A 24,839-nucleotide genomic window follows, 5' to 3' on the forward strand; every position below is an offset into this window, starting at 1 on the left:
CCACACCGGAATCTGACCAGAAAGGGTCCCCCGGCGCCGTCGTCCCACGACTACGCTCCTAGCTGCCGTCGGGGGAAGGCAGCAGGGCCGCCCCCGCATGCCTAAGACGGGGGACTACCTCATGCGTACCATCGCCAAGCGCGCCGCTCAGAGCCTCGCGGCCACCGCGCTCGCCATCGGCGGCATCGCCGCCGCCACCGGCACCGCCAACGCCGCCACCGACCAGTACTGCCAGCACGGCACCTGTATCAGCGGCAGCAACTACAGCGGCTCGGCCCTCGGCGAAATCTGCAACGGCCAGAGCTCCGCGAACGACTTCTACCTGTGGCTCACGGACGACGCCAACGGCAACACGGTGAGGGTCACCACTCCGATGCTCAGCCCCGGCCGCTGTGACCTGATTGCCATGAACGTGGGCAACGACCCGGTGCAGGTCTTCGCCAGCTCCGCCGGCAACTGGACCTACGGCACCAACCCGATCTACCCGAACTGACCAACACCAGCACCGGCTCCGCTGCGCCCCGCCCGACAGACACCCTGTTCGCGGCGGGGCGCAGCCCTGTCCGTACACAGGAACAACGCGCACGCGGATGCGTCGAACCTGCAGGCCTGCTCCCGAAGATGTCGCACAGGTCGTAGCCGAGGCGCGGGCGGTGCTCGTGGAAGATCGCGACGATGCAGCGGTTGTCAAGGACGGCATGCGGCACCAACGGCACCCACTACGGCTGGCCGATGCCTCGGAACGCTTGTCTGACTGAACCCGGCCACAGATGGCCACACCTGAGGCTCGTGGCCGACCACCGGAGCCGCCACTCGCAGGTTCGAGCGTCCTCCTGGAGCGGTGGATCGCAGACGCCCCGGACCGCGAGCCGCAGCGACTCCGCGCAACCTTTCTCCGGTACACAGTCCCAGGTCAGCGCATCCTTCCCCGTGGCTTCAGGGGCAGTTGGGGCAGCTCGGGAGCGGCCAGGCGGTCACCGTCGTAGCCGTGCACCTCGCCGAATCGCGCACCGTTCATCCAGTCCTCGCGCGCCTGCCTGATGTCCTCTTCGGTCCGACCGATGAAGTTCCACCACATCAGGATCTCCTCCTCGAACGGCTCCCCGCCCAGCAGCAGCAACGAGCTGTCGGTGCGGGCCAGCATGGGCAGTTCGCGACGGCCGCAGCCGAGGTAGAGGATCGCGCCGGGTTCCAGGGCGACCCCGTCCACGTCGACGCTGCCGGTCATCGCCAGCGCGGCGTACTCGAAGTGGGGCTCCAAGGGCAGCTTGGTGGAACTTCCCTGACGCAGCGTCAGGTCGACGCCGGCCAGCGGAGTGTACGTGGTGCCTGGGGAGGTGGTGCCGTCGAGCGAGCCGAGGATCACGGTGCCGTGCAGGCCGGGCGCGGTGATCTCGGGGAGTTGGGCGTGGTGTTCGAAGGTGGGGGTGGTGTGGCGGTGGGTGTCGGGGAGGGCGACCCAGAGTTGGGCGCCGTGCAGGAGGCGGGCGTGCGGGCGCGGGGATTCCTCGGAGTGCGAGATGGCGCGGCCGGCGGTCATCAGGCCCAGTTCGCGTGGTCGCACGGTCTGCAGGCTGCCCAGGCTGTCGCGGTGCAGCACCTCGCCCTCGTGCAGCCAGCTGACGGTCTGCAGGCCCAGGTGCGGGTGCGGCGGGACCTGCATGCCGGGCTCGTCGGCGATGTCGTCGGGGCCGTAGTGGTCGACGAAGCACCAGGCGCCGACCATCCGCCGCCCGAGGTTGGGCAGCAGCCGGCGGACCTCGGTGCTCTCGCCGAGCCGCACGTTGCGGCCGGTCAGCAGGTCGCGAACCGGGCCGGTGCTCGCGTCGCCACCGCACAGGGTGGCGACGGGCTTGCGATCAAGGTTGCTCATCAGCCCACCGTAGCGGCAGCTCCCCCGTGGTGGGCCGACGCGCGAGCCGGTGGCCCACCCGTGAGCTGACGCATCCTCAGTCGCCGGTCCGACTCCGCAGGTTGCGCCCGAGGTCCGAGTCGGCCAGCTGCCGCAGGCCCTGCTGCGCGAACGCCGCGGCGGGCTGCAGCACGGCCACGGCGCCGACCCGGGTGCCGGACAGGCGGTCGGCCACCGAGCGGCGCTCCCCGGCCAGCGCGGGGAGCGCGTTGACCCAGAAGACCAGCAGCGCGACGGCCCAGAGCACCGCCGCGAGCACGAACGCGCCGGCGGCCAGCGCGCAGCAGGCCGCCGCGAAGCAGCCGATGTCCGCCACCGTCGTCACCGCGCCGCGGATCGCGGCGGGGCGACGGTGCAGGCCGCGCCGCAGCCCGTGCGGCGCGGCGCCGTGCACCCGAAGGCCGAACAGCGCCTTGCCCAGCGTCCGGCCGGCCAGGGCCAGCGTCGCGAACTGGTAGAGGAAGGTGAGCAGCACCAGGGCGACGAAGCCCTGCTGCACATCGGAGATCGCCGAGTGCCAGAGCGACAGCCCCAGTCCCTCGCCGGCCCCGACGTAGTTGCCGCGCGATTTGATCAACTGCCACACGCTCTGCCCGGCCAGGCCGGGGACGCTGATCAGCATCGCGCCGATCCGATGGAAGGTCAGCACGCCGAGCAGCATGGCCAGTCCGAGGACCACGGCGAAGTCGACCAGCCAGGCGAACCCTCGCCGGAACACCCCGGTGCGCGGGGCGACCGCCGCCAAGCCCGCGACGGGGCCGGGCTGCGGAAAACCGGCCGTGGGGCCCTGCTCGGGGAAGTTCAGTGTGCGCATGCCCACCCCGCACCCGCCGTGGCCGCCTCGGCCTGGGCCCGCAGCGAGCGGACCGCCTCGGCCGGGTCCGCGGCCCCGTAGACCGCCGAACCGGCGACGAACACGTCCGCGCCGGCCTCGGCACAGCGCTCGATGGTGCTGGCGGAGACGCCGCCGTCCACCTGGAGCCAGAGTTCCAGGCCGTGCTTGGCGATCAGCTCCCGGGTGCGGCGGATCTTGGGCAGCATGATGTCCAGGAAGGCCTGGCCGCCGAAGCCGGGCTCGACGGTCATGATCAACAGCATGTCCAGCTCGGGCAGCAGGTCCTCGTAGGGCTCGATCGGGGTGGCGGGCTTCAGCGCCATCGAGGCACGGGCGCCCATGGCCCGGATCTCCCGCGCGAGCCGGACCGGCGCGGCGGCGGCCTCGACGTGGAAGGTGACCGAGCCGGCACCGGCCTCCACGTACTGCGGCGCCCAGCGGTCCGGCTGCTCGATCATCAGGTGGCAGTCCAGCGGCGTGCTGGTCGCCCGCGCGAGCGACTCCACCACCGGGACGCCGAGCGTGAGGTTGGGCACGAAGTGGTTGTCCATCACATCGACATGCAGCCAGTCGGCGCCGCGCACCGCCTCGGCCTCCTGGGCCAGGCGGGCGAAGTCCGCGGACAGGATGCTGGGGTTGATCTGGGCCATTTCCGGAAACCTTCACCACTCGTCGAACCGACCACCACCGGGGCCGCCTGGGGCCATCATCTCCCGAAGGCCGGACTCAGGCCCCGACCGGGGTCCGCTCCAGGACGATCACGTCGTACCGCTCCAGCACCGGCGCCGTCGCCCCACCGTCCCCAGTAGCCCCAGTAGCCCCAGCACCGCCGCCACCCGCGAGTTCCGCGTCCAGCCGGGCCAGGCCCGCAGCGAACTCCGCCTCGCTCAGCGCGAGGAACTTCGACTGCGCCCGCCCGCCGATCCGCTCCCGCCACTCCCGCAGGTCGGACGCCACCGGCCGGCTGAAGGAGTGCACCCGGTGCACGGCGAACCCGGCCGGGGTGAAGTCCTCGACGATCTGGCGCTCGCTCGGGAAACGCTCGGCATCGGTCTCCAGCAGCCGCGGCCAGTAGCGGTACACCGGCGCGTCCAGCCGCTCCCGCACGGTGGTGCGGATCACCAGCCGTGCGCCGGGGCGCAGCACCCGGGCCAGCTCGCGGGCGGCGACCGGCCGGTCCGGCAGGTGGTGGACCACCCGGGAGAGCAGCGCCAGGTCGAAGCCCGCGTCCGGCGCCGGCAGCGCCTCGGCCGGTCCCGCGAGGTAACGCACCCGCGGGTGGGCGTTGTGCCGCTCGGCCTCGGCCAGCATCGGCGCGGACGGCTCCACCCCGGTCACCTCGGCGGCCGGCAGGACCTCGGCCAGCGCGGCGCAGAACATCCCGGTCCCGGCCCCGACTTCCAGGACGGCGCGGCCGCCCGGCGCGTACCCGGCGATCAGCTCCGCCCAGGCCCGCAGCGAGGCGGCCGGCATCTCGTTGCCGCGCTCGTAGACCGACGCGAGCCGCGGATCCTGGTACGCGGCGCCCGTCCCGTCCATCGTCCCCATCACCCCCGCCATCCCCTCGTCGTCCCCGCATCGATCCCCTCGGCCGACCGCGAGTTCCGACACGAGTTCCGATACGAACTCCCGCCGGAGTCGCTAGGTTTACCTCCGAACCGTCGCGAAACTTCCGTTACGGACTCCGGAGCTGACACTATGTCACCCACTTCATCCCTGACCACCATCATGATCACCGGTGCGACCGACGGCCTGGGCCGGGCCCTCGCCCTGCGGCTGGCCGCACCGGACACGCTGCTGATCCTGCACGGGCGTTCGGCCGAACGGGCCGCCGAGGTTCAGCGGCAGGTGCGGGCTGCGGGCGGGGCGGCCGAGGTCCGACTCGCCGACCTGGCCGACCTGCACCAGGTGGACCGGCTCGCGGACACCGTCCTGGCCGGCTTCGACCGGCTCGACGTCCTGGTCAACAACGCCGGCATCGGCTTCGGCGCCCCGGGAACGGGCCGCCAGGAGTCCGCCGACGGCATCGAACTGCGCTTCGCCGTCAACTACCTGGCCGGCTACCGGCTGACCGAGCGGCTGCTTCCCCGGCTCGCCGAGTCGCCCGGCGGCGCGGCCCGGATCGTCAACGTGGCCTCGGCCGGCCAGGAGCCGATCGACTTCGCCGACCCGCAGCTGAGCAAGGCGTACGACGGGGCGGTGGCCTATCGGCGCAGCAAGCTGGCCCAGATCACCGCCACCTACGACCTGGCCGACCGGCTGGCCGCCGACAACCGGCCGGTCACCGTGAACGCCCTGCACCCGGCCAGCCTGATGGCCACCACCATGGTCCAGGAGGCCGGCGTGACCCCCTGGAGCACGGTGGAGCAGGGCCTGGAAGCGACGCTGCGGCTGGTCACCGGTGCCGCCGGCGCCAACAGCGGCCGGTACTACAACGGCACCCAGGAGGCCCGCGCCGACGCCCAGGCCTACGACCCCGAGGCGCGCGCCCGACTCCGTACCCTGTCCGAGGAGTTGGTCACCGAGGCACTCGGCCGGGCGAGCTGAGCGAGCCGAACGAGCCGCTGATCACCAGGCGTACGCCTCCGGCGCGGGCCCGAACCCGGGGAAGATCTCGTCCAGCCGCGCCAGGGCCTTCTGATCGAGCGTCACACCCAGCGCGCGCACGGCCGCGTGCAACTGCTCCAGGGTGCGCGGCCCGACGATCGGAGCGGTCACGGCCGGCCTGGTGAGCAGCCAGGCGAGCGCGATGTCGCCCGGCTCCTGGCCGAGTTCGGCGGCGAAGTCCTCGAACGCCTGGATCTGCTCGCGCTTGTCGGCCAGCACGCTCGCCGCCCGGCCACTGACGCGTCGCACCCCCTCCCGCTCCTTGCGCAGCACGCCGCCGAGCAGGCCGCCGTTCAACGGCGACCAGGGGATCACGCCCAGGCCGTAGGCCTCGGCCGCGGGCAGCACCTCCAGCTCGACGGTGCGCTCCAGCAGGTTGTAGAACGACTGCTCGCTGGTCAGGCCGAGGAAGTTGCGGGCCCTGGCGGCCTCCTGGGCCCGGGCGATGTGCCAGCCGGCGAAGTTGCTGGAGCCGACGTAGATGATCTTTCCCTGGGCGACCAGCACCTCCATCGCCTGCCAGATCTCCTCCCACGGCGTGGCCCGGTCGATGTGGTGCATCTGGTAGAGATCGATGTAGTCGGTGCCCAGGCGCTTCAGGCTGGCCTCCACCGCCCGCCGGATGTTGAGCGCGGAGAGCCTGCCCTCGTTGGGCCAGTCCCCCATGTCCCCGTAGAGCTTGGTGGCGAGCACCGTCTTCTCCCGACGCCCGCCGCCCTGGGCGAACCAGTTGCCGATGATCTCCTCGGTGCGCCCGAGGCTCACCTGCCGCCCGTAGGTGTTGGCGGTGTCGAAGAAGTTGATGCCCTGCTCGTGCGCGACGTCCATGATCTGATGGGCGTCGGGCTCCTCCGTGTGCGGGCCGAAGTTCATCGTGCCCAGGCAGAGACGTGAGACGCGAAGGCCGGTGCGGCCGAGGTGGGTGTACTCCATGACCCCACCCTCCGCCGCACCGCTCCCCGCTGTCCAGCACTTCACTGAAGACCGACCTGATGGACCATCAACTGAGAGGTCCGCTGAGCCGTGCGCGTCACCGACCGTGCCGCTGGTAGCTGCGCACCGCGAGCGGCCCGCAGACCGCGATCAGCAGGACCGACCAGAGCAGCGTCGCGGCCACCGGGTGGTGCAGCGGCCAACCCTGGCCGCTGCCGGCGGGGTTGCCGAACAGCTGCCGGGCCCCGGCCACCACTGAGCTGATCGGGTTCCACTCGGCGATCACCCGCAGCCAGCCGGGCAGGCCGCCGGTCGGGACGAAGGTGTTGGTCACCATGCCGATCGGGAAGGTCAGGATGGCCAGTTGGCCGGCCACCTCCTCCCGGCCCGCGGCCAGGCCCAGGCAGGTGCCGAGCCAGGTCATCACGAAGCGGAAGAGCAGCAGCAGCCCGAACCCGGCCAGCGCGTCGCCGAGCCCGCGGTGGGCCTGCCAGCCCACCAGCAGGCCGACCACCGCGAGCAGCGCCAGCACCACGGTGCTGACCAGCAGGTCGGCCAGCGCGGTGCCGAGCAGCACACCGAAGCGCGAGACCGGCATCGAGCGGATCCGGTCGGCGGCGCCGCGGTCCAGGTCCCGGGCCGCGCCGACCATGGTCGGCATCACCCCGTTGACGCTGACCATCGCGAACAGGCCCGGCATCAGGAACTCGCGGTAGTTGCCGCCGGGCACCCGCATCGCACTGCCGAAGACGTAGCCGAAGACCACCACCATCACCACCGGCACCACCAGCGAGGCGGCCATCAGGCCGGGCGAGTGGCGGTAGTGCAGCAGGACCCGGCGGGTCGAGGTGAGCGCGTCGGCGAGCGGATCGGTGCGGCTGCGGCGCGGGCTGCCGAGAGCCGGCCGGCGTACGGTGCCAGGAGTCGCGACGGACATCAGGCCGCCACCTCCGCCGCGACACCCGCATCGCCGACAGCCGCGTCGCCGACACCCGCATCGCTGATACCCGCACCAGGACCCGCGTCGCCGGTCAGCGCGAGGAAGACGTCGTCCAACGTCGGAGTCCGCAACGCGACGTCCCGCGCGGCCACCCCGTCCTCGTCCAACGCCCGTACCAGGCGCGGCAGCGAGACCTCGCACCCGGGCAGCGAGACCACCGAGACCAGCAGCCGGTCGGCGTCGGTCTGCGGCTCTCCGCCGGTCAGCGCGGCCAGCACCCGTGCGGCGGCGGGCAGTTCAGCCACGTTGCCGACCGCCACCTCCACCCGGGCGCCGATCGAGGCCTTGAGCCGGTCGGGTGGGCCGTCGGCGATCGCCCGACCCTGGCCGATCACCAGGACCTGGTCGGCCAGCCGGTCCGCCTCGTCCAGGTACTGGGTGGTGAGCAGCACCGTGGTACCGGTGCCGGTCAACTCCCGCACCGCGTCCCAGATCTCGCCGCGACTGCGCGGGTCGAGGCCGGTGGTCGGCTCGTCGAGGAAGAGCACCGGCGGGCTGGTGACCAGGCAGGCGATCAGGTCGAGGCGACGGCGCTGCCCGCCGGAGTAGGTGCGCACCAGGCGGTCGGCCACCTGCGCGAGCCCGAACCGCTCCAGCAGCTCGGCGCTGCGGCGGCGGGCCTCGCGGGCGCCGAGGTGGTGGAAGCGGCCGACCAGCTGCAGGTTCTCCCGACCGGTGATCCCCTCGTCGACGGCGGCGTGCTGCCCGGCCAGGCCGATGCTGCGCCGCACCTGCTCGGCCTCGGTGACCACGTCGTAGCCGGCCACCGTGGCGCTGCCCTGGTCGGGCACGGCGAGCGTGGCGAGGATCCGCACGGCGGTGGTCTTGCCCGCGCCGTTCGGGCCGAGCAGCCCGTAGACGGTGCCGGCGGGAACCGCCAGGTCGAGTCCGGCCAGCGCGTGGGTCTTGCCGTAGCGCTTGGTCAGACCCTGGGCGCGGACGGCGAGGTGTTCTCGGGACATGACGGTTCCCTCCGGAATATAGGTACGTTGTACGTAGAAGCGTGCTGTGCAACAGCGTACTACGTACGTTGTACGGAACAGAAGGCTGCCCGGCCGGCAGTCGAACCACCCCCTACTGGCGGCCCCTCTAGGATGGGGACCCGAGAGGTGATCCGTCCGTGCCGTCCCGCAAGTCCAGCCCCACCCCCGACGCCACCCCCGAGCCCGGTGCCGAATCGCCGGAGCTCATCTGGCTGCGCCCCGAGCGCACCGGACGCGGGCCGCGCCCCGCGCACAGCCGCGCCTCGATCGCCCGCGCCGCGATGGAGATCGCCGACGCCGACGGGCTGGACGCGGTGACGATGCGCCGGATCGCCGGCGAGCTGGGCGCCGGGACCATGTCGCTCTACAACTACGTGCCGAAGAAGGAGCAGTTGCTCGACCTGATGCTCGACGCGGTCTGCGCCGAGTACGAGCTGCCCGACCAGCCGTCCGGCGACTGGCGCGCCGACCTGCGGCTGCTGGCCGGTCAGCAACTGGCGATCCTGCGCCGCCACCCGTGGGCCGTCACGATCATCCGCACCCGGGCCTCGTTCGGCCCGAACAGCCTGCGCTACACCGAGTTCTTCCTCGGCGCGCTGGCCGACACCGAGTTGAGCGGCGGCCAGAAGATGGAGGCGCTGGCCATGCTGACCGGGTTCACCTGCCAGTTCGTCGACTGGGAACGCGCCACCGTGGCCTCCGGGCAGGACGTCCAGCAGTGGCAGCGCGACCTGGTGACCTACCTGACCGGCGTCGTGCTGACCGGCGACTACCCGAACATCGCCGGCGCGCTGGCCTCCGGCAACGCGCCACTGGACCCACAGGCGTCCTTCGAGCGCTTCCTGGACAAGCTGCTGACGGTACTGGTGGAGCCCTGACCGCCGCCGCCCGCCGTGGAAGCGGGGCACCAGTCCAGCGTCAAGTGCCGCACCCTCGACCTGCGTTCGTGATCCGCTGACACGACGGGGCGGCCCGGGACGAGATGTCCAGGGCCGCCCCGTCGTGTGCGTCGCTACTTGGTGGCGACCGGGAGAGCCGTCAGGCCGCGCATCAACGTGCTGTTCCGGTAGCGGAGTTCCTGCGGCTGCCGAGCCAGTCGCAGCTCCGGGTAACGCTCGAAGAGCCGGCGCAGCGCGATCTCGACCTCCATCCGGGCCAGCGGCGCCCCGACGCAGTAGTGCACGCCGTGGCCGAAGCTCAGCACACCGGTGTGCTTGCGGGTGACGTCCAGGACCTCGGGCTGCTCGAACTTGTGCGGGTCCCGGCCGGCCGAACCCAGCGAGAGGACCAGGATCTCCTCGGCCGGGATGGTCACGCCGTCGCTCAGCGGGATCGGCTCCTTGGTGAACCGGAAGCTGGCAATGCTGACCGGGCTGTCGTAGCGCATCAACTCGTCAAAGGCCGACCCGTACAGCTCCGGGGCGCCGGTCAGCTTGGCCAGCTGCTCCGGGTTGCGCAGCAGCGCCAGGATGGAGTTGCCGATCATGTGCGTCGACGCCTCCTGGCCGGCGACCACCAGCAGGAAGAACATCGCGACCAGTTCCGCCTCGGACATCGACTCGCCGTCATCGGTGGCGTGCACCAGGCCGCTGAGCAGGTCGTCCTGGGGCTGTGCGCGCTTGCGCTCCATCAGTTGCTTTGCGTAGTCGATGACCGCGGTGGAGGCGGCCTCCACCTCCTCGGGCGCGTGGTCGGCCCCGACCAGCGTGGTGGCCCAGCCCAGGAACAGCGCCCGGTCGTCAGCCGGGATCCCCAGCAGCTCCGCGATCACGGTGATGGGGATCGGGACCGCGTAGTCGGCCACCAGGTCGACCTCGTCCCGCTCTTCCATCCGGTCCAGCAGCTCGTCCACCATCGCGACGATCCGCGACCGGATCTGCTCCACCCGGCGGGTGGTGAACTCTCGGGCCACCAGCTTGCGCAGCCTGGTGTGCTTGGGCGGGTCCGAGTTGAGCATGTGGGCCGTCAGGTCGTCGTTGAAGCTGGTCGACGACTCGTCGGCCCCCGAGTGTCTCGCGTAGAGCTGGTTGACCCGTCTTCCGTCCTTGCTGACCCGATCGTCGGCCAGTAACATCCGCACGTCGTCGTAGCGCGTGACGATCCAGACCTTGACGCCGTGCGGCATCACGATCTCCTTGACCGGGCCCTCGGCGCGCAGCCTGGCGTAGAGCTCGTAGGGCCGGTGAATGAAATCGGCGGCAAGGCGCTCGATCGCCTCTGGACTGCTCATCACTGTGGTCCTTTCAGGACTGACTGAACTCACTTGTCCACGTGGCTGATTGACAGATTCACGGTTGAAAGACAGTACCGTCAAGGGGATCGACACGTGTACGGATACGAACTTCGTGCAGCAGCCTGACTTGGGCGATTTCGTCCCGGTCGATGCTTCCTGCCGAAGAGCGCCGCATTGACAATGGGCATTCAACTTTGCCCGATGGCCGTCGGACCAACGGAACTCCGACATCGACAGAAGTGACATGGCCCTGGAGATACGCGATCGCCGCGAAGAAAACCGGACCGCAGTCCTTTCGCACGCCTCGATCGCCCATATCTGCTTGCACAAGCGCACATTCTGCGCGCCGCAAGGTGACGCGATGCGGGACATTTGCCCCAACCGCGATGGTGAACTCGTCGCCCGCCCTCGCGGTATTCCGGCCTCGGTCGGCGAACCCGCCTAAGTGATCAGTTCAGAATGAGTTGAGCTGCGGGTCTTGCGCTCGATGATCTGCCTCCGGCGGCTCCGAACGGCATTCTGAAACGATCATTCAGGCTGACCGCATGATCACCGTCCTGGTCAACCGGCTCCCCGGCGCCGACGTCCCGGCCCTGGCCATCGCCCTCCGAGCGGGGTAGCAGCCGGTCACCGCACGCGCGGCAGCCCGAAGCCCGACATCCGCTTCTCCTCGAACGACAGGAACCCCAACCCGCGGTAGAACGCGTGGTTGCGCGGTCCCTCGGGGGTCGACTCGTGGTCCGTCGAGAGCAGGAAGAACCGGCAGTGCCGGTAACGATCCGTCAGATGTGCCATCAGCGCCCGCCCGATCCCCTGCCGCCGGCAGCGCGGATCCACCAGCAGGTCCTGCACGTAGCAGACGTGCTCGTCGTCCGAGATCGTCCGAGTAAGCCCGAGCAGCGTGCCCGCCGCGTCCCGGGCGGTGATCACCAGGTGCGAGTTCGCCAGGCCCCGGACGAGCCTGTCGACGTCGCGGGTGTACCCCTCCCACCCCACCGCCTGGTAGAGCGGGAGCACCTCGTCCGGGTCGAAAGCCCTCTCAGGCCCGATCCTCATGTCACAGCCCTCATGTCACAGCTCTCATGTCACAGCCCTCGTGTCACAGCCCTCGTGTCACAGCCCTCACGCGGTGCGCCGCAGCAGCGCCAGGTACATCGCGTCCGTCCCGTGCAGGTGGGGCCAGAGCTGGACGTCCGGGCCCTCGCCGAGTGCCGGGACGCCGGGCAGCAGCGGCCGGGCGTCCACCCACTCGACGTCCGCGCGGCCGCGCAGCACGTCGTCGACCACCGCGCGGGTCTCGGCCAGGTGCGGCGAGCAGGTCGCGTAGCCGACCACGCCGCCGACCCGGACCGAGGTCAGCGCCGAGCGCAGCAGGTCGCGCTGGAGCTGGCCGAAGCCGGCCACGTCCTCCGGGCGGCGGCGCCAGCGCGACTCGGGACGGCGGCGCAGCGCGCCGAGGCCCGAGCACGGCACGTCGACCAGTACCCGGTCGAAGCTGCCCGGCCGCCAGGCTGGCCTGGTGCCGTCGGCGGTGATCACGGTGTACGGACCGGGGTTGCCGTCCAGCGCCCGGGCCACCAGTCGGGCTCGGTGCGGCTGGCGCTCGCTGGCCACCAGCGCGGCGCCCCGCTCGGCGGCCAGCGCGCCGAGCAGCGCGGCCTTGCCACCGGGGCCGGCGCAGCCGTCCAGCCAGAGCCGGTCGCTGCCCTCGACGGGCGCCGCGGCCAGTGCGAGCGCGACCAGCTGGCTGCCCTCGTCCTGGACGCCGGCCAGGTTCTGCTGGATCGCCGGCAGCGAGCCGGGGTCGCCGCCCTCGGCCAGCCGCACCGCGTACGGGGACCAGCGGCCGGGCGTGCTCTCCGGCAGGTCGGCGGCCAGCTCGTCGGCCGCGATCCGGCCCGGGCGGGCCACCAGGGTGACCTCGGGACGCTCGTTGTCGGCCCGCAGCAGTTCCTCGACGGCCGAGCGGCCGGCAGCCTGCGGCTGCCAGCGGCCGAGCGAGTCCCAGAGCGCGGCGACCACCCAGCGCGGGTGCGAGTGGACCACGGCGAGGTGGTCCTCGGCATCCGCCTCGTACGGCGGGGCGACCTGGGCGATCCAGGCCTCCAGGTCCTGGGCGCTGATCCGGCGCAGCACCGCGTTGACGAACTTGGCCCGGCCGTCGCCGACCTCGGCCCTGGCCAGCTCGACGGTCGCGGAGACGGCGGCGTGGGTCGGGATCCGGGTGGCGAGCAACTGGTGGGCGCCGAGCGACAGGACGTCCAGCACCGGCGGGTCCACCTCGCGCAGCGGGCGGTCGATGCAGGCGGCGATGATCGCGTCGTAGGTGCCCTGGAGGCGCAGCGTGCCGTAGACCAGCTCGGTGGCGAGCGCGGCGTCGCGGCGGTCCATGCCCTTCTGCTCGGCCTCGCGCAGCAGCGAGGGCAGGATCAGGTTGGCGTAGGCGTCGCGCTCGTCGACGGCACGCAGCGCACGGAAGGCGACGCTGCGCGCCGGGTCCTTCTTCGGACGGCGGTGCGGGCGGGGCGCGCCGCGCTTGGCGGGCTTCGACGGGGTGGCGGGGGTGCTCATGGGGACCTCAAGGTGCTGCGGAGTTATCAGAAACGGTAACGCTAGAGCTGAGGCTCAGACCTCGAGCCCAGGTCTGGGGCTCAGGCCGCGCCCAGCTGCTCGCCGCTCTCGATCCGCACCCCGCGCGCCCAGTCCGCCGCCCGCATCGGCTTCTTGCCCTGCGGCTGGACCTCGCCGAGCTCGATGTCGTGGCTGCCGGTGCCCGCCCGCACCGCGTTCTTGCTCACCGCGAGTTCGCCGGGAGCCAGCTCCGCGCTGTCGGTGAGCAGCTTCACCGGCCCGGAGAGCTTCAGCCGCTCGCCCCGGAACATCGTCCAAGCGCCCGGCGCGGGCGCGCAGCCGCGCACCAGGCGGTCGATCCGCAGCGCGGGGTGGTTCCACTCGATCCGGGCGTCCTCGACGTTGATCTTCGGGGCCAGCGTGATGCCGTCGGCCGGCTGCGGAACGGCGAGCAGGCTGCCGTCCTCGATGCCGTCCATGGTCGCGGCCAGCAGGCCGGCACCGGATCGGGCCAGCCGGTCGAGCAGCTCGCCGCTGGTGTCGGTGGGCCGGATCTCCTCGGTGATCACGCCGAAGACCGGTCCGGAGTCCAGGCCGCGCTCGATCCGGAAGGTCGAGGCGCCGGTCACCTCGTCGCCGGCCAGCACCGCGTGCTGGACGGGCGCCGCGCCGCGCCAGGCGGGCAGCAGCGAGAAGTGCAGGTTGACCCAGCCCTGCGCGGGGATCTCCAGGGCCGGCTCGCGCAGCAGCGCGCCGTAGGCGACCACGGGGCAGCAGTCGGGGGCCAACTCGGCCAGCCGCGCCAGGAACTCCGGCTCGCTCGGCTTGGCGGGCTTGAGCACCTCGATGCCGGCCTCCGCCGCCCGTTGCCCGACCGGGCTGGCGACCAGCTTGCGCCCACGCCCGGCGGGGGCGTCGGGACGGGTGACCACCGCGACCACCTCGTGCCGCTCGGAGGCGAGCAGCGCCTCCAGCGCGGGGACGGCCACCTCGGGGGTTCCGGCGAAGACGAGACGCAAAGCAGGTGCCTTTCGTTGCGGGCGAGTTGGTTGTGGGTGAGTTGGTTTGTGGGTGAGTTGAGGGTCGATCAGCGAACCGGGCCGAAGGTGCTGTGCGGCGATATCCGCACCTGCGGCGCCGGCCCCCCGCCCCAGTCGGCCTCGCGGATCGCCCGCATCGCCTCCTTGCGCAGCTCGCGATCGAGGCGGTCGATGAAGATGATCCCGTCCAGGTGGTCGGTCTCGTGCTGGATGCAGCGGGCCAGCAGCTCGGTGCCCTCGACGGTGACCGGGTCGCCGTACTCGTTGAAGCCGCGAGCCACCACGCCGTACGCGCGCTTGGTGTCGAAGCGCAGCCCGGGCAGCGACAGGCAGCCCTCGGGGCCCTCCTGCTCCTCCTCGGTCAGCGACAGGTCGGGGTTGATCAGATGACCCGTCACGCCGTCCACGTGGTAGGTGAAGACCCGCAGCGAGATGCCGAGTTGGGGCGCGGCCAGGCCCGCGCCCGGCGCGTCGAGCATGGTCTCGGTGAGGTCCTTGACCAGCGTGCGCAGTTCCTTGTCGAAGGTGGTCACGGGCTGCGCCTTGGCACGCAGCACCGGGTCACCGAAGATCCGGATCGGCTGGATCGCCACGGCAGCGGCTCCTTCTCGGGTCAGGTGGTCACGCGGGCAGCACGTCAGTCTATGCGGTGGCGTCCCACCGCCCGGGCCCCGCCCGGCTCGCCCGCCGCAGGCCGGATCCCGCCGCCCGGGCACCTGCCGAGCAGCGGCCCGAGCACACGCTCAGCACTGACGCCCGGAACCGGACCTGTCGGACGCGTGACCCCGGACCCTGCTTCGGCGTTGGTCAAGGCAGATTGACCGTGAGTTTCACCGGGCCGGCGCGAGGCCCCATCACTTGCACGGAAGGTGGCCTGAGCACGATGGCCGAGCAGATCAACCACGACACCCGGGCACGGGCGAGCCTGCACCTGCTGGTGCGGGACATCGAACGGGTCCGCCGCCAGGTCGACGCCCTGCGGACGCTGACCGCCCAACTGGGCAACGTCTACCGACCGCGCCGCCCCAGCAGCTCCGGCGGCTTCGTGGTGTACGGCCGGGCGCCCGCGCCGACCGTTCGCCTGGCCCAGGAGCTGCGCGAGAGCGTGGAGACGCTGGTCGCGGCGGCGGTGGAGTTCGACCGGGCGCTCGGCTTCTCCTGGGACTCGGTGGGCTCCGCCCTCGGAGTGACCAAGCAGGCGGTGCACCGCCGTTACGGGATGCGCCGCTCGGCCACCGAGTTGCTCGGGGCGGCGGGCGGCACGGCCGCTGCCGGGCCGGCGCTCGGCACCTCGCTGCCCGCCCCCACCACCTCGCGCGACGATCGCCTCGTCGAGGAGCCGGCGCCCGCTCCGGAACCGGCCTCGGCGGCGCTGGCCCGCTCGGTGCCGGCCGCCCGCCAAGGCGGCCTCGACCGCTCCGGGGTCCCGCTGCGCGGCTGACCTCGCCGCCGACGACCCGTACGCACCACCCGCACACCGAACGCACCACCCGCGCGGCGCGCGCCTGGCCGGCCCCCTGCGGGCCCCGGCCAGGCGCCGAGGCCGCCCGGTGGGGCGGCCGACACCACCTCAGCCGATGTCCAGCGGATCGATCCGCACCTTCACCGGCTCCGCCCCGCGCAGCGCCACCCGCGCGATCTGCGCCGCCTTCAACGCCCCTGCCAGCGCACCGCCCTGGCCGGGGCGCACCCGCAACAGCGCGCGCTCCTGCTCCTGGCCGCGCAGCGGCGGCAGCGGCACCGGGCCGAGCACATCCGCCCCCTCCGGCAGCCGGGTCACCGCCAGCAGATCGGCCACCGCGCTCGGGGTCCCGGTGACCGCCGCCATCCGGGAGACCGGCGGGAAGCCGAGCTGGGCCCGCTCCGCCAGCTCCAGATCGGCGTGCCCGGCCGGATCCCAGCGGACCAGTGCCTGCACCGGCCGCGCGGTGGGCTCGGCCACGATCACCACCAGCCCGCCCTCCCCCGCCGGGCGGACCAGCGCGGCGGCCGCCAGCCAGAGCCGCAGCGCCTCCTCACCCGAGCGCAGGTCGGGGCGGCCGAGCAGCGCCCAGCCGTCCAGCAGCAGCGCGGCCGCGTACCCGCCGCCGTCGGCCACCGGTTCGGCCCCGGGCGTGGAGATCACCAGAGCCGGCTCCCCCGGCACGCTCGCCAGCACCGCGTCCCGGCCCGAGGTGCGCACCGGGATCCCGGGAAACGCCTTGCCCAGCTCCTCGGCCGTCCGCCTCGCGCCGACCACCTGCGCGCGCAGCCGGAACGAGCCGCACTCCTCGCAGTGCCAGTCCTCGGCGACGATCCCGCACCAGGCGCACCGGAGCGCCTGCTCCGCGCCGAGCGCCTCCAGCGGCCCGGCGCAGTGCCTGCAGCGGGCCGGGGTGCGGCAACGCCCGCAGGCCAGCCGGGGAACGTAGCCGCGGCGCGGCACCTGGACCAGCACCGGACCGCTGCGCAGCGCCTCCCGGGCCGCCTGCCAGGCCACCGTCGGCAGCCGGGCGGCCTGCGCCGCGGCGTCCCTGGCCTGGTCGCCCTCCTCGACGGTGCGCACCCGGGGCGCGGTCTCGCGGACCGTCGCCCGGTCGGCGGCCAGCGGGCGCGCCCAGCCGGTGCGCAGCAGTTGCGCGCCCTCCACCGTCATCGCGAGCCCGCCGAGCAGCACGGCGGCGCCCTCCTCCGCGGCACGCAGCAGCGCGACCTCGCGCACGTGCGGGTGCGGGGTGCGCGGGTCGCTGTGGCTGCTGTCGCCGTCCGACCAGACGATCAGCAGGCCGAGGTCGTGCACCGGTGCGAAGACCGTGGCGCGGGTGCCGATCACGGCGCGCACCGAACCCCGGCTGACGGCCAGCCAGTTGCGGTAGCGCTCCTTCGGGCCGAGGTCGGCGGTCAGCACGGCGTGCCGCTCGGGGCCGCCGAGCAGCTCGGTCAAGGCGGCGTCGACCCGGGCGACGGCCCGTCCGTCGGGCAGCACCACCAGCGCGCCACGACCGCCGGCCAGCGCGGCGACGACGGCGGTGGCGATCTCGCGCGGCCAGTCGGGCCCCGGCAGTGCCGTCCAGACCGCGCGCGGGGCGCGCCCGGCCGTGACCGCGGTCAGGTACTCGGGGCCCTGCGGGTAGCGCTGCCAGCCGCCGGCGGCCGGGGCGGCGGGCGGCGGCAGCGGGGCGGGCGAGGGCTCGGCCTCGGCCTTGGCGTGCCGGGGCGGCACGGCGAGCTGCAGCACGTCGGCCAGCGTGCCGGCGTAGCGGTCGGCGACGGTCCGGCTGAGCTTCAGCAGGTGCGGGGTCAGCACCCGCTCGGGCGAGAGCACCTGGGCCAGCGGGGCCAGCGGCCCGGCGTAGTCGGTGCCGGCGAGGCGGGCGACGATGAACCCGTCGTGCAGCTCGCCGCCCTCCCGGCGGCCGCCGGCGCCCACCCGGGCCCCGAACCGGACTCGGACCCGGACGCCCGGCTGAGCCTGGTCCGCCATCGCGACGGGCACGGCGTAGTCGAAGAACTGGTCGAGATGGAGCAGGCCCTTGTCGACCACGACGCGGGCCACCGGCAGCTCCTCGGCCAGGTGCGCCCCGCGCCAGGTGCGCGGCTTGGCCCGGCGGACCGTCTCGCGGATCAGCGCCAGCTGCTCGGGCGGCCCGCCGGGCGGGGTGTCGTCGCCGCTCATCTGCCTCTCCACCCCCTTCCTGCCGAGCTTGATCGCTCCAGTCGTACCACGCCGCACCGACAGCCCGGACCACCAGACCCAGGTCCTGTCCGGACACGGACAGACCGCAGCGGCGGTGCCCCCCTGCCGGGAGGTCACCGCCGCTGCGGTCTGTCGAACAGGCGCGGCCTCAGGCCTGAGCGGCCGCCTTCAGCTGCTCGGCGCGGTCGGTGCGCTCCCAGGTGAAGTCCGGCAGCTCACGGCCGAAGTGGCCGTAGGCGGCGGTCTGGGAGTAGATCGGGCGCAGCAGGTCCAGGTCGCGGATGATCGCGGCCGGGCGCAGGTCGAAGACCTGGGTGACGGCCTCCTGGATCTTCAGCACCGGGACGGTCTCGGTGCCGAAGGTCTCCACGAACAGGCCCACCGGCTCCGCCTTGCCGATCGCGTACGCGACCTGCACCTCGGCGCGGGTGGCCAGGCCCGCGGCGACGATGTTCTTGGCGACCCAGCGCATCGCGTAGGCGGCCGAGCGGTCGACCTTGGACGGGTCCTTGCCGGAGAAGGCGCCGCCACCGTGGCGGGCCATGCCGCCGTAGGTGTCGATGATGATCTTGCGGCCGGTCAGGCCGGCGTCGCCCATCGGGCCGCCGATCTCGAAGCGGCCGGTCGGGTTCACCAGCAGGCGGAAGTCCGAGGTGTCGATGGTCAGCCCGGCCAGCACCGGCTCCACCACGAACTCGCGGATGTCGGGCGCCAGCAGCGAGTCCAGGTCGATGTCGCTGGCGTGCTGGGTGGAGACCACCACGGTGTCCAGGCGCACGGCCTTGTCGCCGTCGTACTCGATGGTGACCTGGGTCTTGCCGTCCGGGCGCAGGTACGGGATGGTCCCGTTCTTGCGCACCTCGGTCAGCCGACGCGACAGGCGGTGCGCCAGGGTGATCGGCAGCGGCATCAGCTCGGGCGTGTCGTCGCACGCGTAGCCGAACATCAGACCCTGGTCGCCGGCGCCCTGACGGTCCAGCTCGTCCTCGTCGCCCTCGACGCGGTGTTCGTGAGCACTGTCCACACCCTGCGCGATGTCCGGGGACTGCGACCCGATCGAGACCGAGACGCCGCAGGAGGCGCCGTCGAAGCCCTTCTTCGAGCTGTCGTACCCGATCTCCAGGATCTTCTCCCGGACCAGCTGCGCGATCGGCGCGTACGCCTTGGTGGTGACCTCACCGGCGACGTGCACCTGGCCAGTGGTGATCAGCGTCTCCACGGCGACCCGGGAGGTCGGGTCGTCCTTGAGGAGGGCGTCGAGGATGGTGTCGCTGATCTGGTCAGCGATCTTGTCGGGGTGTCCCTCGGTGACGGACTCCGAGGTGAACAGGCGGCGAGACACAGCGCTCCCTGGGGTTGCAGCGGCTGCTGACTGAACGCTCCCGGCCGGGCCGGGGCATCCGGAAAGACTTGATTCCTGGAGTGTAACGGTCGGCTATCGCCGATCAACACTCCCCGGCACGTTTATGGACGCGTTGTCTCAGTGGCTGGGCACCCCGAGCCGCGCGGCCACCAGATCCCAGATCGCGTCCGCGACGTCCTCCTTGGGCCCCGGCGCGATCGGCGTCTCGGAACCGTCGGCGCCCAGCACCACGGCCTCGTTGGTGTCCGTACCGAAGGCCCGGCCCTCGCCCACCTCGTTCACCACCAGCAGGTCGCAACCCTTGCGGGCCAGCTTGGCCCGACCGTTGGCCAGCACCTGGTCGGTCTCGGCGGCGAAGCCGACCACCAGCTGTCCGGGGCGCGCCCGGCTGCCGGACAGCTCGGCGAGGATGTCCGGATTGCGCACCAGGGCGACCGGCGCGGGCTCCGCACCGTCCTTCTTCTTGATCTTCACCGCGGCGTACTCGGCCGGCCGGAAGTCGGCGACCGCGGCGGCCATCACCACCACGTCCGCCTCGGCCGCCGCCTTCACGGCGGCTTCGCGCAGCTCGAGGGCGGTGGTGATGTTGACCACAGCCACCCCGGCCGGGTCCGGCAGCTCCACGTTGGCGGCCAGCAGGGTGACCCGGGCGCCGCGCGCGGCGGCGGTCACGGCGAGTGCGTAGCCCTGCTTGCCGGAGGAGCGGTTGCCCAGGTAGCGCACCGGGTCCAGCGGCTCACGGGTGCCACCGGCCGAGACGACCACGTGACGGCCGGCCAGGTCGGCCTGCCCCGCACGGCCGGACAGCACCCGGCGGCAGGCGGCGAAGATCGCGTCCGGATCGGGCAGCCGGCCCTTGCCGGTGTCCACCCCGGTCAGCCTGCCGACCGCCGGTTCCAGCACGATCGCGCCGCGCCGGCGCAGGGTGGCGACGTTCTCCTGGGTCGCGGCGTGCTCCCACATCTCGGTGTGCATCGCGGGCGCGAAGACCACCGGGCAGCGGGCGGTCAGCAGGGTGTTGGTGAGCAGGTCGTCGGCCAGGCCGTGGGCGGCCTTGGCGAGGAGGTCGGCGGTGGCGGGCGCGACCACCACCAGGTCGGCCCGCTGCCCGATCCGCACGTGCGGGACCTCGTGCACCCGGTCCCAGGTCTCGGTGGCGGCCGGCCGGCCGGAGAGCGCGGCCCAGGTGGCCTCGCCGACGAAGTGCAGCGCCGCCGCGGTCGGGACCACGGTGACCTGGTGCCCGGACTCGCTGAACCGGCGCAGCAGCTCGCACGCCTTGTAGGCGGCGATCCCGCCGCTGACACCGAGGACCACCTGGGGCTGCCGCGAGGGGCTCGTCTCACTCACCAGCTCACCTTAGAGCCACCAGCCCCCGGACATGCCAAGGGGCCCACCGGACGGATCCGGTGGGCCCCTTGAAGGCACATCAGCCTGTGCGCATCAGACGCTGCCGTCAGGCGACGTCGACGGCCTCGGCGGTCAGCATGCCGGCGTTGATCTCGCGCAGCGCGATCGACAGCGGCTTCTCGTGCACGTGGGTGTCGACCAGCGGGCCGACGTATTCCAGCAGACCCTCGCCCAGCTGCGAGTAGTACGCGTTGATCTGACGCGCGCGCTTGGCCGCGTAGATCACCAGGCTGTACTTCGAGTCCGTGGCCTCAAGCAGCTCGTCGATCGGCGGGTTGATGATGCCCTCGGGCGCGGTCATAGAAGAGGACACGCGAAAACCTTCCGAAAGATGGAAAAGAAAAGGTCAGGCTACACCGAGCAAGGCTAGCAGCTCGGCCGTCACCTGCTCGACCGAGTTGTTCACCAGCGTGGTGTCGAACTCCGGCTCCGCCGCCAGCTCGACCTTCGCGGCGGCCAGCCGCTCGTCGATGACCTCCTGCGGTTCGGTGCCGCGCCCGGTGAGCCGGCGCACCAGCTCCTCCCAGCTCGGCGGGGCCAGGAAGACCAGCTGCGCCTGCGGCATCGACTCCCGCACCTGGCGCGCACCCTGCAGGTCGATCTCCAGCACCACGGGTACGCCGCGCTCCAGCTTCTCCTCGACCGCCGCGCGCGGGGTGCCGTACTTGTTGCCGGCGAAGACGGCCCACTCCAGCAGTTCGCCGTTGGCGACCAGCTTGTCGAACTCGTCGCTGTCGACGAAGTGGTAGTGGACCCCGTCCTTCTCGCCGGGCCGCGGGTGCCGGGTGGTCGCCGACACCGAGAGCCAGACCTCGGGATGCTGCTGCCTCAGATGAGCGACGACCGTGCTCTTGCCGACCCCCGAAGGGCCGGAGAGCACGGTCAGCCGCGGACGTTCACTCATGCCCCGATTATCCCGGATTCTGGACGAACCGGAGACCACCGGGAGGCGGTCGGCCGAACGACCGGCGAACCGGTCGGCCCCCGATCAGGACGGCGTGCCGCCGAACTCCCGCTCCAGGGAGGCGATCTGGTTCGTGCCGAGGCCGCGAACCCGACGGCTCTCGCTGATGCCGAGCCGCTCCATGATCTGCTTGGCGCGGACCTTGCCGACGCCCGGGAGGCTCTCCAGCAGCGCGGAGACCTTCATCTTGCCGATGACCTCGTTGTCGGCCTTGCCGGCCTTGATCACCTCGTGCAGGGAGGCGCCCGAGTGCTTGAGCCGGTTCTTCACCTCGGCGCGCTCCCGGCGAGCCTCGGCGGCCTTGGCCAGCGCGGCCGCGCGCTGTTCAGGGGTAAGGGGCGGAAGAGCCACGCCGTTCACCTCAGGGTCTGGAAGGAATTGAAGTGCTAGGACATTGGTCGAACCAGGCGCCTGCCACAGCCTGTTGAGGCTGCGACCGCAGTGGAACCTAGCCGCTCTGACCTGCGAGAGCAACGAGAAACTCACCGCCGTGGGTACCTACCGCCGGACACTACCCGGATTGCGCGCCCACGTCAGGAAAAGAAGCCGAAAAGTCCTGGTCAGCACAGGTAGGCCAGGACTTTTCGGGAGAAATCGGCCCGGTTTGGGCCCTGTTCGTCAAGCGAGTGTGACAGCCCTCACATCGTCGACGAAGCGCTGTGCGGCCTCCCGCAGCGCCGTGACCGAGGGTCCGTGCTTGAGCACATCGCGGCTGACGCTCGGTACCACGTCGGGTACGGCCGCCCCGAAGACCCGCGGCAGGTCGGCCATGGTCGCGCCCTGGGCGCCGATTCCGGGGGCCAGCAGCGGGCCGTTGATCGCCAGGTCCACGCCCGCGTCGGCCAGCGTCGCGCCGACCACCGCGCCGAACGAGCCGAGCGGCCGGGCGTCGGCGTTCTCGGCCGCCAGGTGGCGCAGCACCCGCTGCGCCACGCTCACCCCGTCCGCGGCCACGGCGCGCTGCACCTCGAAGCCCTCGGGGTTGGAGGTGAGGGCGAGCGCGAAGATGCCGCAGCCCTGCTCGCGGGCCAGGTCGAGCGCCGGGCGCAGCGAACCGAAGCCGAGGTAGGGGCTGACCGTGAGGGCGTCGGAGAAGAGCGGGCTGTCGGGCCGCAGGAAGGCCTCGGCGTAGGCGGCCATGGTCGAGCCGATGTCGCCGCGCTTGGCGTCCATCAGCACCAGCGCGCCGGCCGCCCGGGCCTCGGCGACGGTGCGCTCCAGCACGGCGACGCCCTTGCTGCCGAACCGCTCGAAGAAGGCGGCCTGCGGCTTGAGCACGGCGACCCGGTCGGCGAGCGCCTCGACCACGGTGCGGCTGAAGGCCTCCAGGCCGGCCAGGTCGTCGCCCAGACCCCAGGCGGAGAGCAGGGCGGCGTGCGGGTCGATGCCGACGCAGAGCTGGCCGCGGTCGTCCATGGCCTGGCGCAGCCGGGCGCCGAAGGGGGCGAGAGTCATGACGTCCTTTCAGGACGGGTCGGGGCGGTGGGCGAACCCCACCGCGTCGGTGTACTTGGCGAAGCCGCGGGCGGCCAGCTCGGTGCGCAGCTCGGCGAGGATCCGCCGCGGCGCGGCCGGGTCCTGGAAGAGGGCGGTCCCCACCGCCACCCCGCTGGCCCCGGCCAGGGTGAACTCCAGCGCGTCCCGGCCGCTGCGGATGCCACCCATGCCGAGGATCGGCACCTGCGGGATCCGCCCGGCGAGCATCGCGGCGTGCACCTCGTAGACGCAGCGCACCGCGATCGGGCGCAGCGCGGGCCCGGAGAGCCCGCCGGCGCCGGCCGCCAGCGCGGGGCGCATGGTGTCCAGGTCGACGGCCAGGCCCAGGGCGGTGTTGATCATCGACAGGCCGTCGGCCCCGGCGTGCCCGCAGGCGGCGGCGATCTCGGTGATCGAGGTGACGTCGGGCGAGAGCTTGGCGTAGATGGGCAGTTCGGGGTCGGCGACCTTGCGCACCGCGCGCACCACGTCGTACGAGGTGGCGGGATTGCGGCCGAAGACCAGGCCGCGGTCGGCCAGGTTGGGGCAGGAGATGTTGAGTTCCAGGCCGACCAGGCCCGGCTGTCCGTTCAGCCGCTCGGCCGTCTCGGTGAACTCCTCCAGGCGCTGACCGGCGATCGAGACCAGCACCCGGGCGCCGCGCTCGGCCAGCCAGGGCAGCTCGTGCCGGACGAAGTGCTCGATGCCCGAGCCCTGCAGCCCGATCGAGTTGAGCATCCCGGCGGGCGTCTCGGCCATCCGCGGGGTGGCCTCGCCGGACCGGGGGTAGGGCATGATCGTCTTGGTCGTGACGGTGCCCAACTCGTCCAGCGGGACGAATCTGGCCAGCTCGCGCCCGTAGCCCGCGCAGCCGGAGGCGGTGCTGAGCGGGTTGGGCAGGGTGAGCGCGCCGAGCGGGGCGCTGAGGTCGACGTCCTGCGGGTCCATCAGGCCTCTCCCCCCGTCGCACCGCGCATCGCCGCGGCGCCTTCCAGGTCGGCGGGCACCGTCCCGATGTCCGCCCAGCGCACCCTGGCGCCCTCGAACACCGGCCCGTCGGTGCAGGCCCGCACGAAACGGCTGCGGCCGTCCTCGCCGACCACCGGCAGCACGCAGGTCATGCAGATCCCGGTGCCGCAGGCCATCGCCGCCTCGACCGCGACGTGGGTGCGCACCCCTTGCTCGGCGGCGATCTCGGTGACCTGCCGCAGCATCCCCATCGGCCCGCAGGCGTAGACCACGCCGGCCCCGATCGCCCGGATCGCCTCGGCCAGCGGGTCGGTCGCCCGGCCGGTCAGGCCGAGCGAGCCGTCCTCGGTGAGCACCAGCACGTCCTGGGTGAGCGCCCGGGCCTGCTCGACCCCGTACAGCCGCTCGGCGGTGGCAGCGGCCAGCAGGAAGCCGACCTGCCCGCCGCGCCGCTGGATCTCGGCGCCGAGCGCGAAGAGCGGCGCGCCGCGGTGGCCACCGGCCACCAGCAGCGCGCTGACCGGGCCGTCCGGCAGCGGGAAGGGGGTGCCGAGCGGGGCGATCAGGTCGAGCCGCTCGCCCACCCGGGCAGCGGCCAGCTGCCGGCTGCCGGCCCCGCGAGCGGCGATCACCAGCTCGACGGTGCCGGCCGCCGGGTCGGCCCGGTGGATCGAGAAGGCCCGGCGCAGTGGCAGCGCCGAGCTCTCGTCGCCCACCGCCAGGGTGGCGAAGTGCCCGGGCCGCACCCGCTGCGGCACACCGGGGGCGTGCAGCACCAAGCGGTGGCAGGCCCCTTCGGGGTGGTTGGCGAGCACCTCGGCCCGCAGCTGCAGGGGGTTGGCCATCCTTGGGCCCCTTTCGACCGGT

At 72.6% G+C, this 24,839-nt stretch carries 26 protein-coding genes; 5 read left to right on the forward strand and 21 right to left on the reverse strand.

The window, feature by feature from the left end:
• Positions 1-121 precede the first annotated feature (121 nt).
• Positions 122-493 (forward strand): hypothetical protein, encoded by a 372-nt coding sequence (locus tag ABH937_RS28315; protein ID WP_280694608.1) that lies wholly within the window; start codon positions 122-124, stop codon positions 491-493.
• A 420-nt stretch (positions 494-913) separates the two neighbouring features.
• Here the strand turns inward: ABH937_RS28315 and ABH937_RS28320 are convergent, their stop codons facing one another.
• From ABH937_RS28320 to ABH937_RS28335, 4 genes are all read right to left on the reverse strand, one after another.
• On the reverse strand, positions 914-1,873 hold the full coding sequence (locus tag ABH937_RS28320; RefSeq protein ID WP_370219951.1) for a pirin family protein: 960 nt from the start codon (positions 1,871-1,873) through the stop codon (positions 914-916).
• A gap of 76 nt (positions 1,874-1,949) precedes the next feature.
• Entirely contained in the window at positions 1,950-2,726 is a 777-nt protein-coding gene (locus ABH937_RS28325) for an RDD family protein (protein WP_370219952.1), read from the reverse strand.
• Positions 2,714-3,397: a ribulose-phosphate 3-epimerase gene (gene rpe, locus ABH937_RS28330; protein ID WP_280694605.1), complete on the reverse strand. Its 684-nt coding sequence runs from the start codon at positions 3,395-3,397 to the stop codon at positions 2,714-2,716. Before rpe ends, ABH937_RS28325 begins: the two co-directional genes overlap by 13 nt.
• Before the next feature lie 76 nt (positions 3,398-3,473).
• Positions 3,474-4,295 carry a methyltransferase domain-containing protein gene (locus ABH937_RS28335; protein ID WP_370219953.1) on the reverse strand — a complete coding sequence of 274 codons (822 nt, stop codon included), beginning with the start codon at positions 4,293-4,295 and terminating at the stop codon, positions 3,474-3,476.
• A 150-nt stretch (positions 4,296-4,445) separates the two neighbouring features.
• Between ABH937_RS28335 and ABH937_RS28340 the strand changes: the two genes are divergently transcribed.
• On the forward strand, positions 4,446-5,294 hold the full coding sequence (locus ABH937_RS28340; protein ID WP_370219954.1) for an SDR family NAD(P)-dependent oxidoreductase: 849 nt from the start codon (positions 4,446-4,448) through the stop codon (positions 5,292-5,294).
• A 21-nt stretch (positions 5,295-5,315) separates the two neighbouring features.
• Here ABH937_RS28340 and ABH937_RS28345 read toward each other — a convergent pair whose 3' ends face one another.
• From ABH937_RS28345 to ABH937_RS28355, 3 genes are all read right to left on the reverse strand, one after another.
• Positions 5,316-6,287: an aldo/keto reductase gene (locus tag ABH937_RS28345; RefSeq protein ID WP_280694602.1), complete on the reverse strand. Its 972-nt coding sequence runs from the start codon at positions 6,285-6,287 to the stop codon at positions 5,316-5,318.
• Between the two features lie 97 nt (positions 6,288-6,384).
• Positions 6,385-7,224, reverse strand: coding sequence for an ABC transporter permease (locus ABH937_RS28350; protein ID WP_370219955.1), 840 nt, complete (start codon positions 7,222-7,224; stop codon positions 6,385-6,387).
• Positions 7,224-8,249, reverse strand: coding sequence for an ATP-binding cassette domain-containing protein (locus ABH937_RS28355; RefSeq protein ID WP_370219956.1), 1,026 nt, complete (start codon positions 8,247-8,249; stop codon positions 7,224-7,226). Before ABH937_RS28355 ends, ABH937_RS28350 begins: the two co-directional genes overlap by 1 nt.
• Positions 8,250-8,407: 158 nt before the next feature.
• Between ABH937_RS28355 and ABH937_RS28360 the strand changes: the two genes are divergently transcribed.
• Positions 8,408-9,148: a TetR/AcrR family transcriptional regulator gene (locus ABH937_RS28360; RefSeq protein ID WP_280694599.1), complete on the forward strand. Its 741-nt coding sequence runs from the start codon at positions 8,408-8,410 to the stop codon at positions 9,146-9,148.
• 134 nt (positions 9,149-9,282) lie between these two features.
• Here ABH937_RS28360 and ABH937_RS28365 read toward each other — a convergent pair whose 3' ends face one another.
• The gene (locus ABH937_RS28365) at positions 9,283-10,500 is read right to left on the reverse strand and encodes a cytochrome P450 (protein WP_280694598.1); all 1,218 of its coding nucleotides are present in this window, start codon (positions 10,498-10,500) and stop codon (positions 9,283-9,285) included.
• A gap of 247 nt (positions 10,501-10,747) precedes the next feature.
• On the opposite strand from ABH937_RS28365, the gene ABH937_RS28370 reads away from it, so the two are divergent.
• A complete protein-coding gene (locus tag ABH937_RS28370) occupies positions 10,748-10,948 on the forward strand; it encodes a DUF1272 domain-containing protein (protein ID WP_370219957.1) in 201 nt (66 codons plus the stop codon).
• Between the two features lie 182 nt (positions 10,949-11,130).
• Here the strand turns inward: ABH937_RS28370 and ABH937_RS28375 are convergent, their stop codons facing one another.
• The 4 genes from ABH937_RS28375 to def form a co-directional block, all read right to left on the reverse strand.
• Positions 11,131-11,559, reverse strand: coding sequence for a GNAT family N-acetyltransferase (locus tag ABH937_RS28375; protein WP_370219958.1), 429 nt, complete (start codon positions 11,557-11,559; stop codon positions 11,131-11,133).
• A 66-nt stretch (positions 11,560-11,625) separates the two neighbouring features.
• Entirely contained in the window at positions 11,626-13,074 is a 1,449-nt protein-coding gene (locus ABH937_RS28380) for an RsmB/NOP family class I SAM-dependent RNA methyltransferase (protein WP_280694595.1), read from the reverse strand.
• A gap of 80 nt (positions 13,075-13,154) precedes the next feature.
• Positions 13,155-14,093 (reverse strand): methionyl-tRNA formyltransferase, encoded by a 939-nt coding sequence (gene fmt, locus ABH937_RS28385; protein WP_370219959.1) that lies wholly within the window; start codon positions 14,091-14,093, stop codon positions 13,155-13,157.
• A 68-nt stretch (positions 14,094-14,161) separates the two neighbouring features.
• Positions 14,162-14,707, reverse strand: a complete 546-nt coding sequence (def, locus tag ABH937_RS28390) for a peptide deformylase (RefSeq protein ID WP_370219960.1) — start codon at positions 14,705-14,707, stop codon at positions 14,162-14,164.
• Between the two features lie 290 nt (positions 14,708-14,997).
• On the opposite strand from def, the gene ABH937_RS28395 reads away from it, so the two are divergent.
• Positions 14,998-15,555 carry a hypothetical protein gene (locus ABH937_RS28395; protein ID WP_280694592.1) on the forward strand — a complete coding sequence of 186 codons (558 nt, stop codon included), beginning with the start codon at positions 14,998-15,000 and terminating at the stop codon, positions 15,553-15,555.
• 129 nt (positions 15,556-15,684) lie between these two features.
• Here the strand turns inward: ABH937_RS28395 and ABH937_RS28400 are convergent, their stop codons facing one another.
• The 9 genes from ABH937_RS28400 to ABH937_RS28440 all read right to left on the reverse strand — a co-directional run bounded on the left by ABH937_RS28400 (position 15,685) and on the right by ABH937_RS28440 (position 24,817).
• On the reverse strand, positions 15,685-17,769 hold the full coding sequence (locus ABH937_RS28400) for a primosomal protein N' (protein WP_370219961.1): 2,085 nt from the start codon (positions 17,767-17,769) through the stop codon (positions 15,685-15,687).
• A gap of 169 nt (positions 17,770-17,938) precedes the next feature.
• Positions 17,939-19,132 (reverse strand): methionine adenosyltransferase, encoded by a 1,194-nt coding sequence (metK, locus tag ABH937_RS28405; protein ID WP_280694590.1) that lies wholly within the window; start codon positions 19,130-19,132, stop codon positions 17,939-17,941.
• Positions 19,133-19,270: 138 nt separating this feature from the next.
• Positions 19,271-20,503, reverse strand: a complete 1,233-nt coding sequence (coaBC, locus tag ABH937_RS28410) for a bifunctional phosphopantothenoylcysteine decarboxylase/phosphopantothenate--cysteine ligase CoaBC (protein ID WP_370219962.1) — start codon at positions 20,501-20,503, stop codon at positions 19,271-19,273.
• Between the two features lie 106 nt (positions 20,504-20,609).
• Entirely contained in the window at positions 20,610-20,876 is a 267-nt protein-coding gene (gene rpoZ / locus ABH937_RS28415; RefSeq protein ID WP_035795751.1) for a DNA-directed RNA polymerase subunit omega, read from the reverse strand.
• A 33-nt stretch (positions 20,877-20,909) separates the two neighbouring features.
• Positions 20,910-21,467 carry a guanylate kinase gene (gmk, locus tag ABH937_RS28420; RefSeq protein ID WP_280694588.1) on the reverse strand — a complete coding sequence of 186 codons (558 nt, stop codon included), beginning with the start codon at positions 21,465-21,467 and terminating at the stop codon, positions 20,910-20,912.
• Between the two features lie 84 nt (positions 21,468-21,551).
• The gene (gene mihF / locus ABH937_RS28425; protein ID WP_280694587.1) at positions 21,552-21,878 is read right to left on the reverse strand and encodes an integration host factor, actinobacterial type; all 327 of its coding nucleotides are present in this window, start codon (positions 21,876-21,878) and stop codon (positions 21,552-21,554) included.
• 267 nt (positions 21,879-22,145) lie between these two features.
• The gene (gene pyrF, locus ABH937_RS28430; RefSeq protein WP_280694586.1) at positions 22,146-22,982 is read right to left on the reverse strand and encodes an orotidine-5'-phosphate decarboxylase; all 837 of its coding nucleotides are present in this window, start codon (positions 22,980-22,982) and stop codon (positions 22,146-22,148) included.
• A gap of 9 nt (positions 22,983-22,991) precedes the next feature.
• Positions 22,992-23,951 (reverse strand): dihydroorotate dehydrogenase, encoded by a 960-nt coding sequence (locus tag ABH937_RS28435; RefSeq protein WP_280694585.1) that lies wholly within the window; start codon positions 23,949-23,951, stop codon positions 22,992-22,994.
• Entirely contained in the window at positions 23,951-24,817 is an 867-nt protein-coding gene (locus tag ABH937_RS28440; RefSeq protein WP_280694584.1) for a dihydroorotate dehydrogenase electron transfer subunit, read from the reverse strand. The genes ABH937_RS28435 and ABH937_RS28440 overlap by 1 nt, the downstream gene beginning before the upstream one ends.
• Between the last annotated feature and the right edge of the window lie 22 nt (positions 24,818-24,839).

Source organism: Kitasatospora sp. GAS1066B (genome assembly GCF_041262605.1).
GTDB lineage: Bacteria > Actinomycetota > Actinomycetes > Streptomycetales > Streptomycetaceae > Kitasatospora.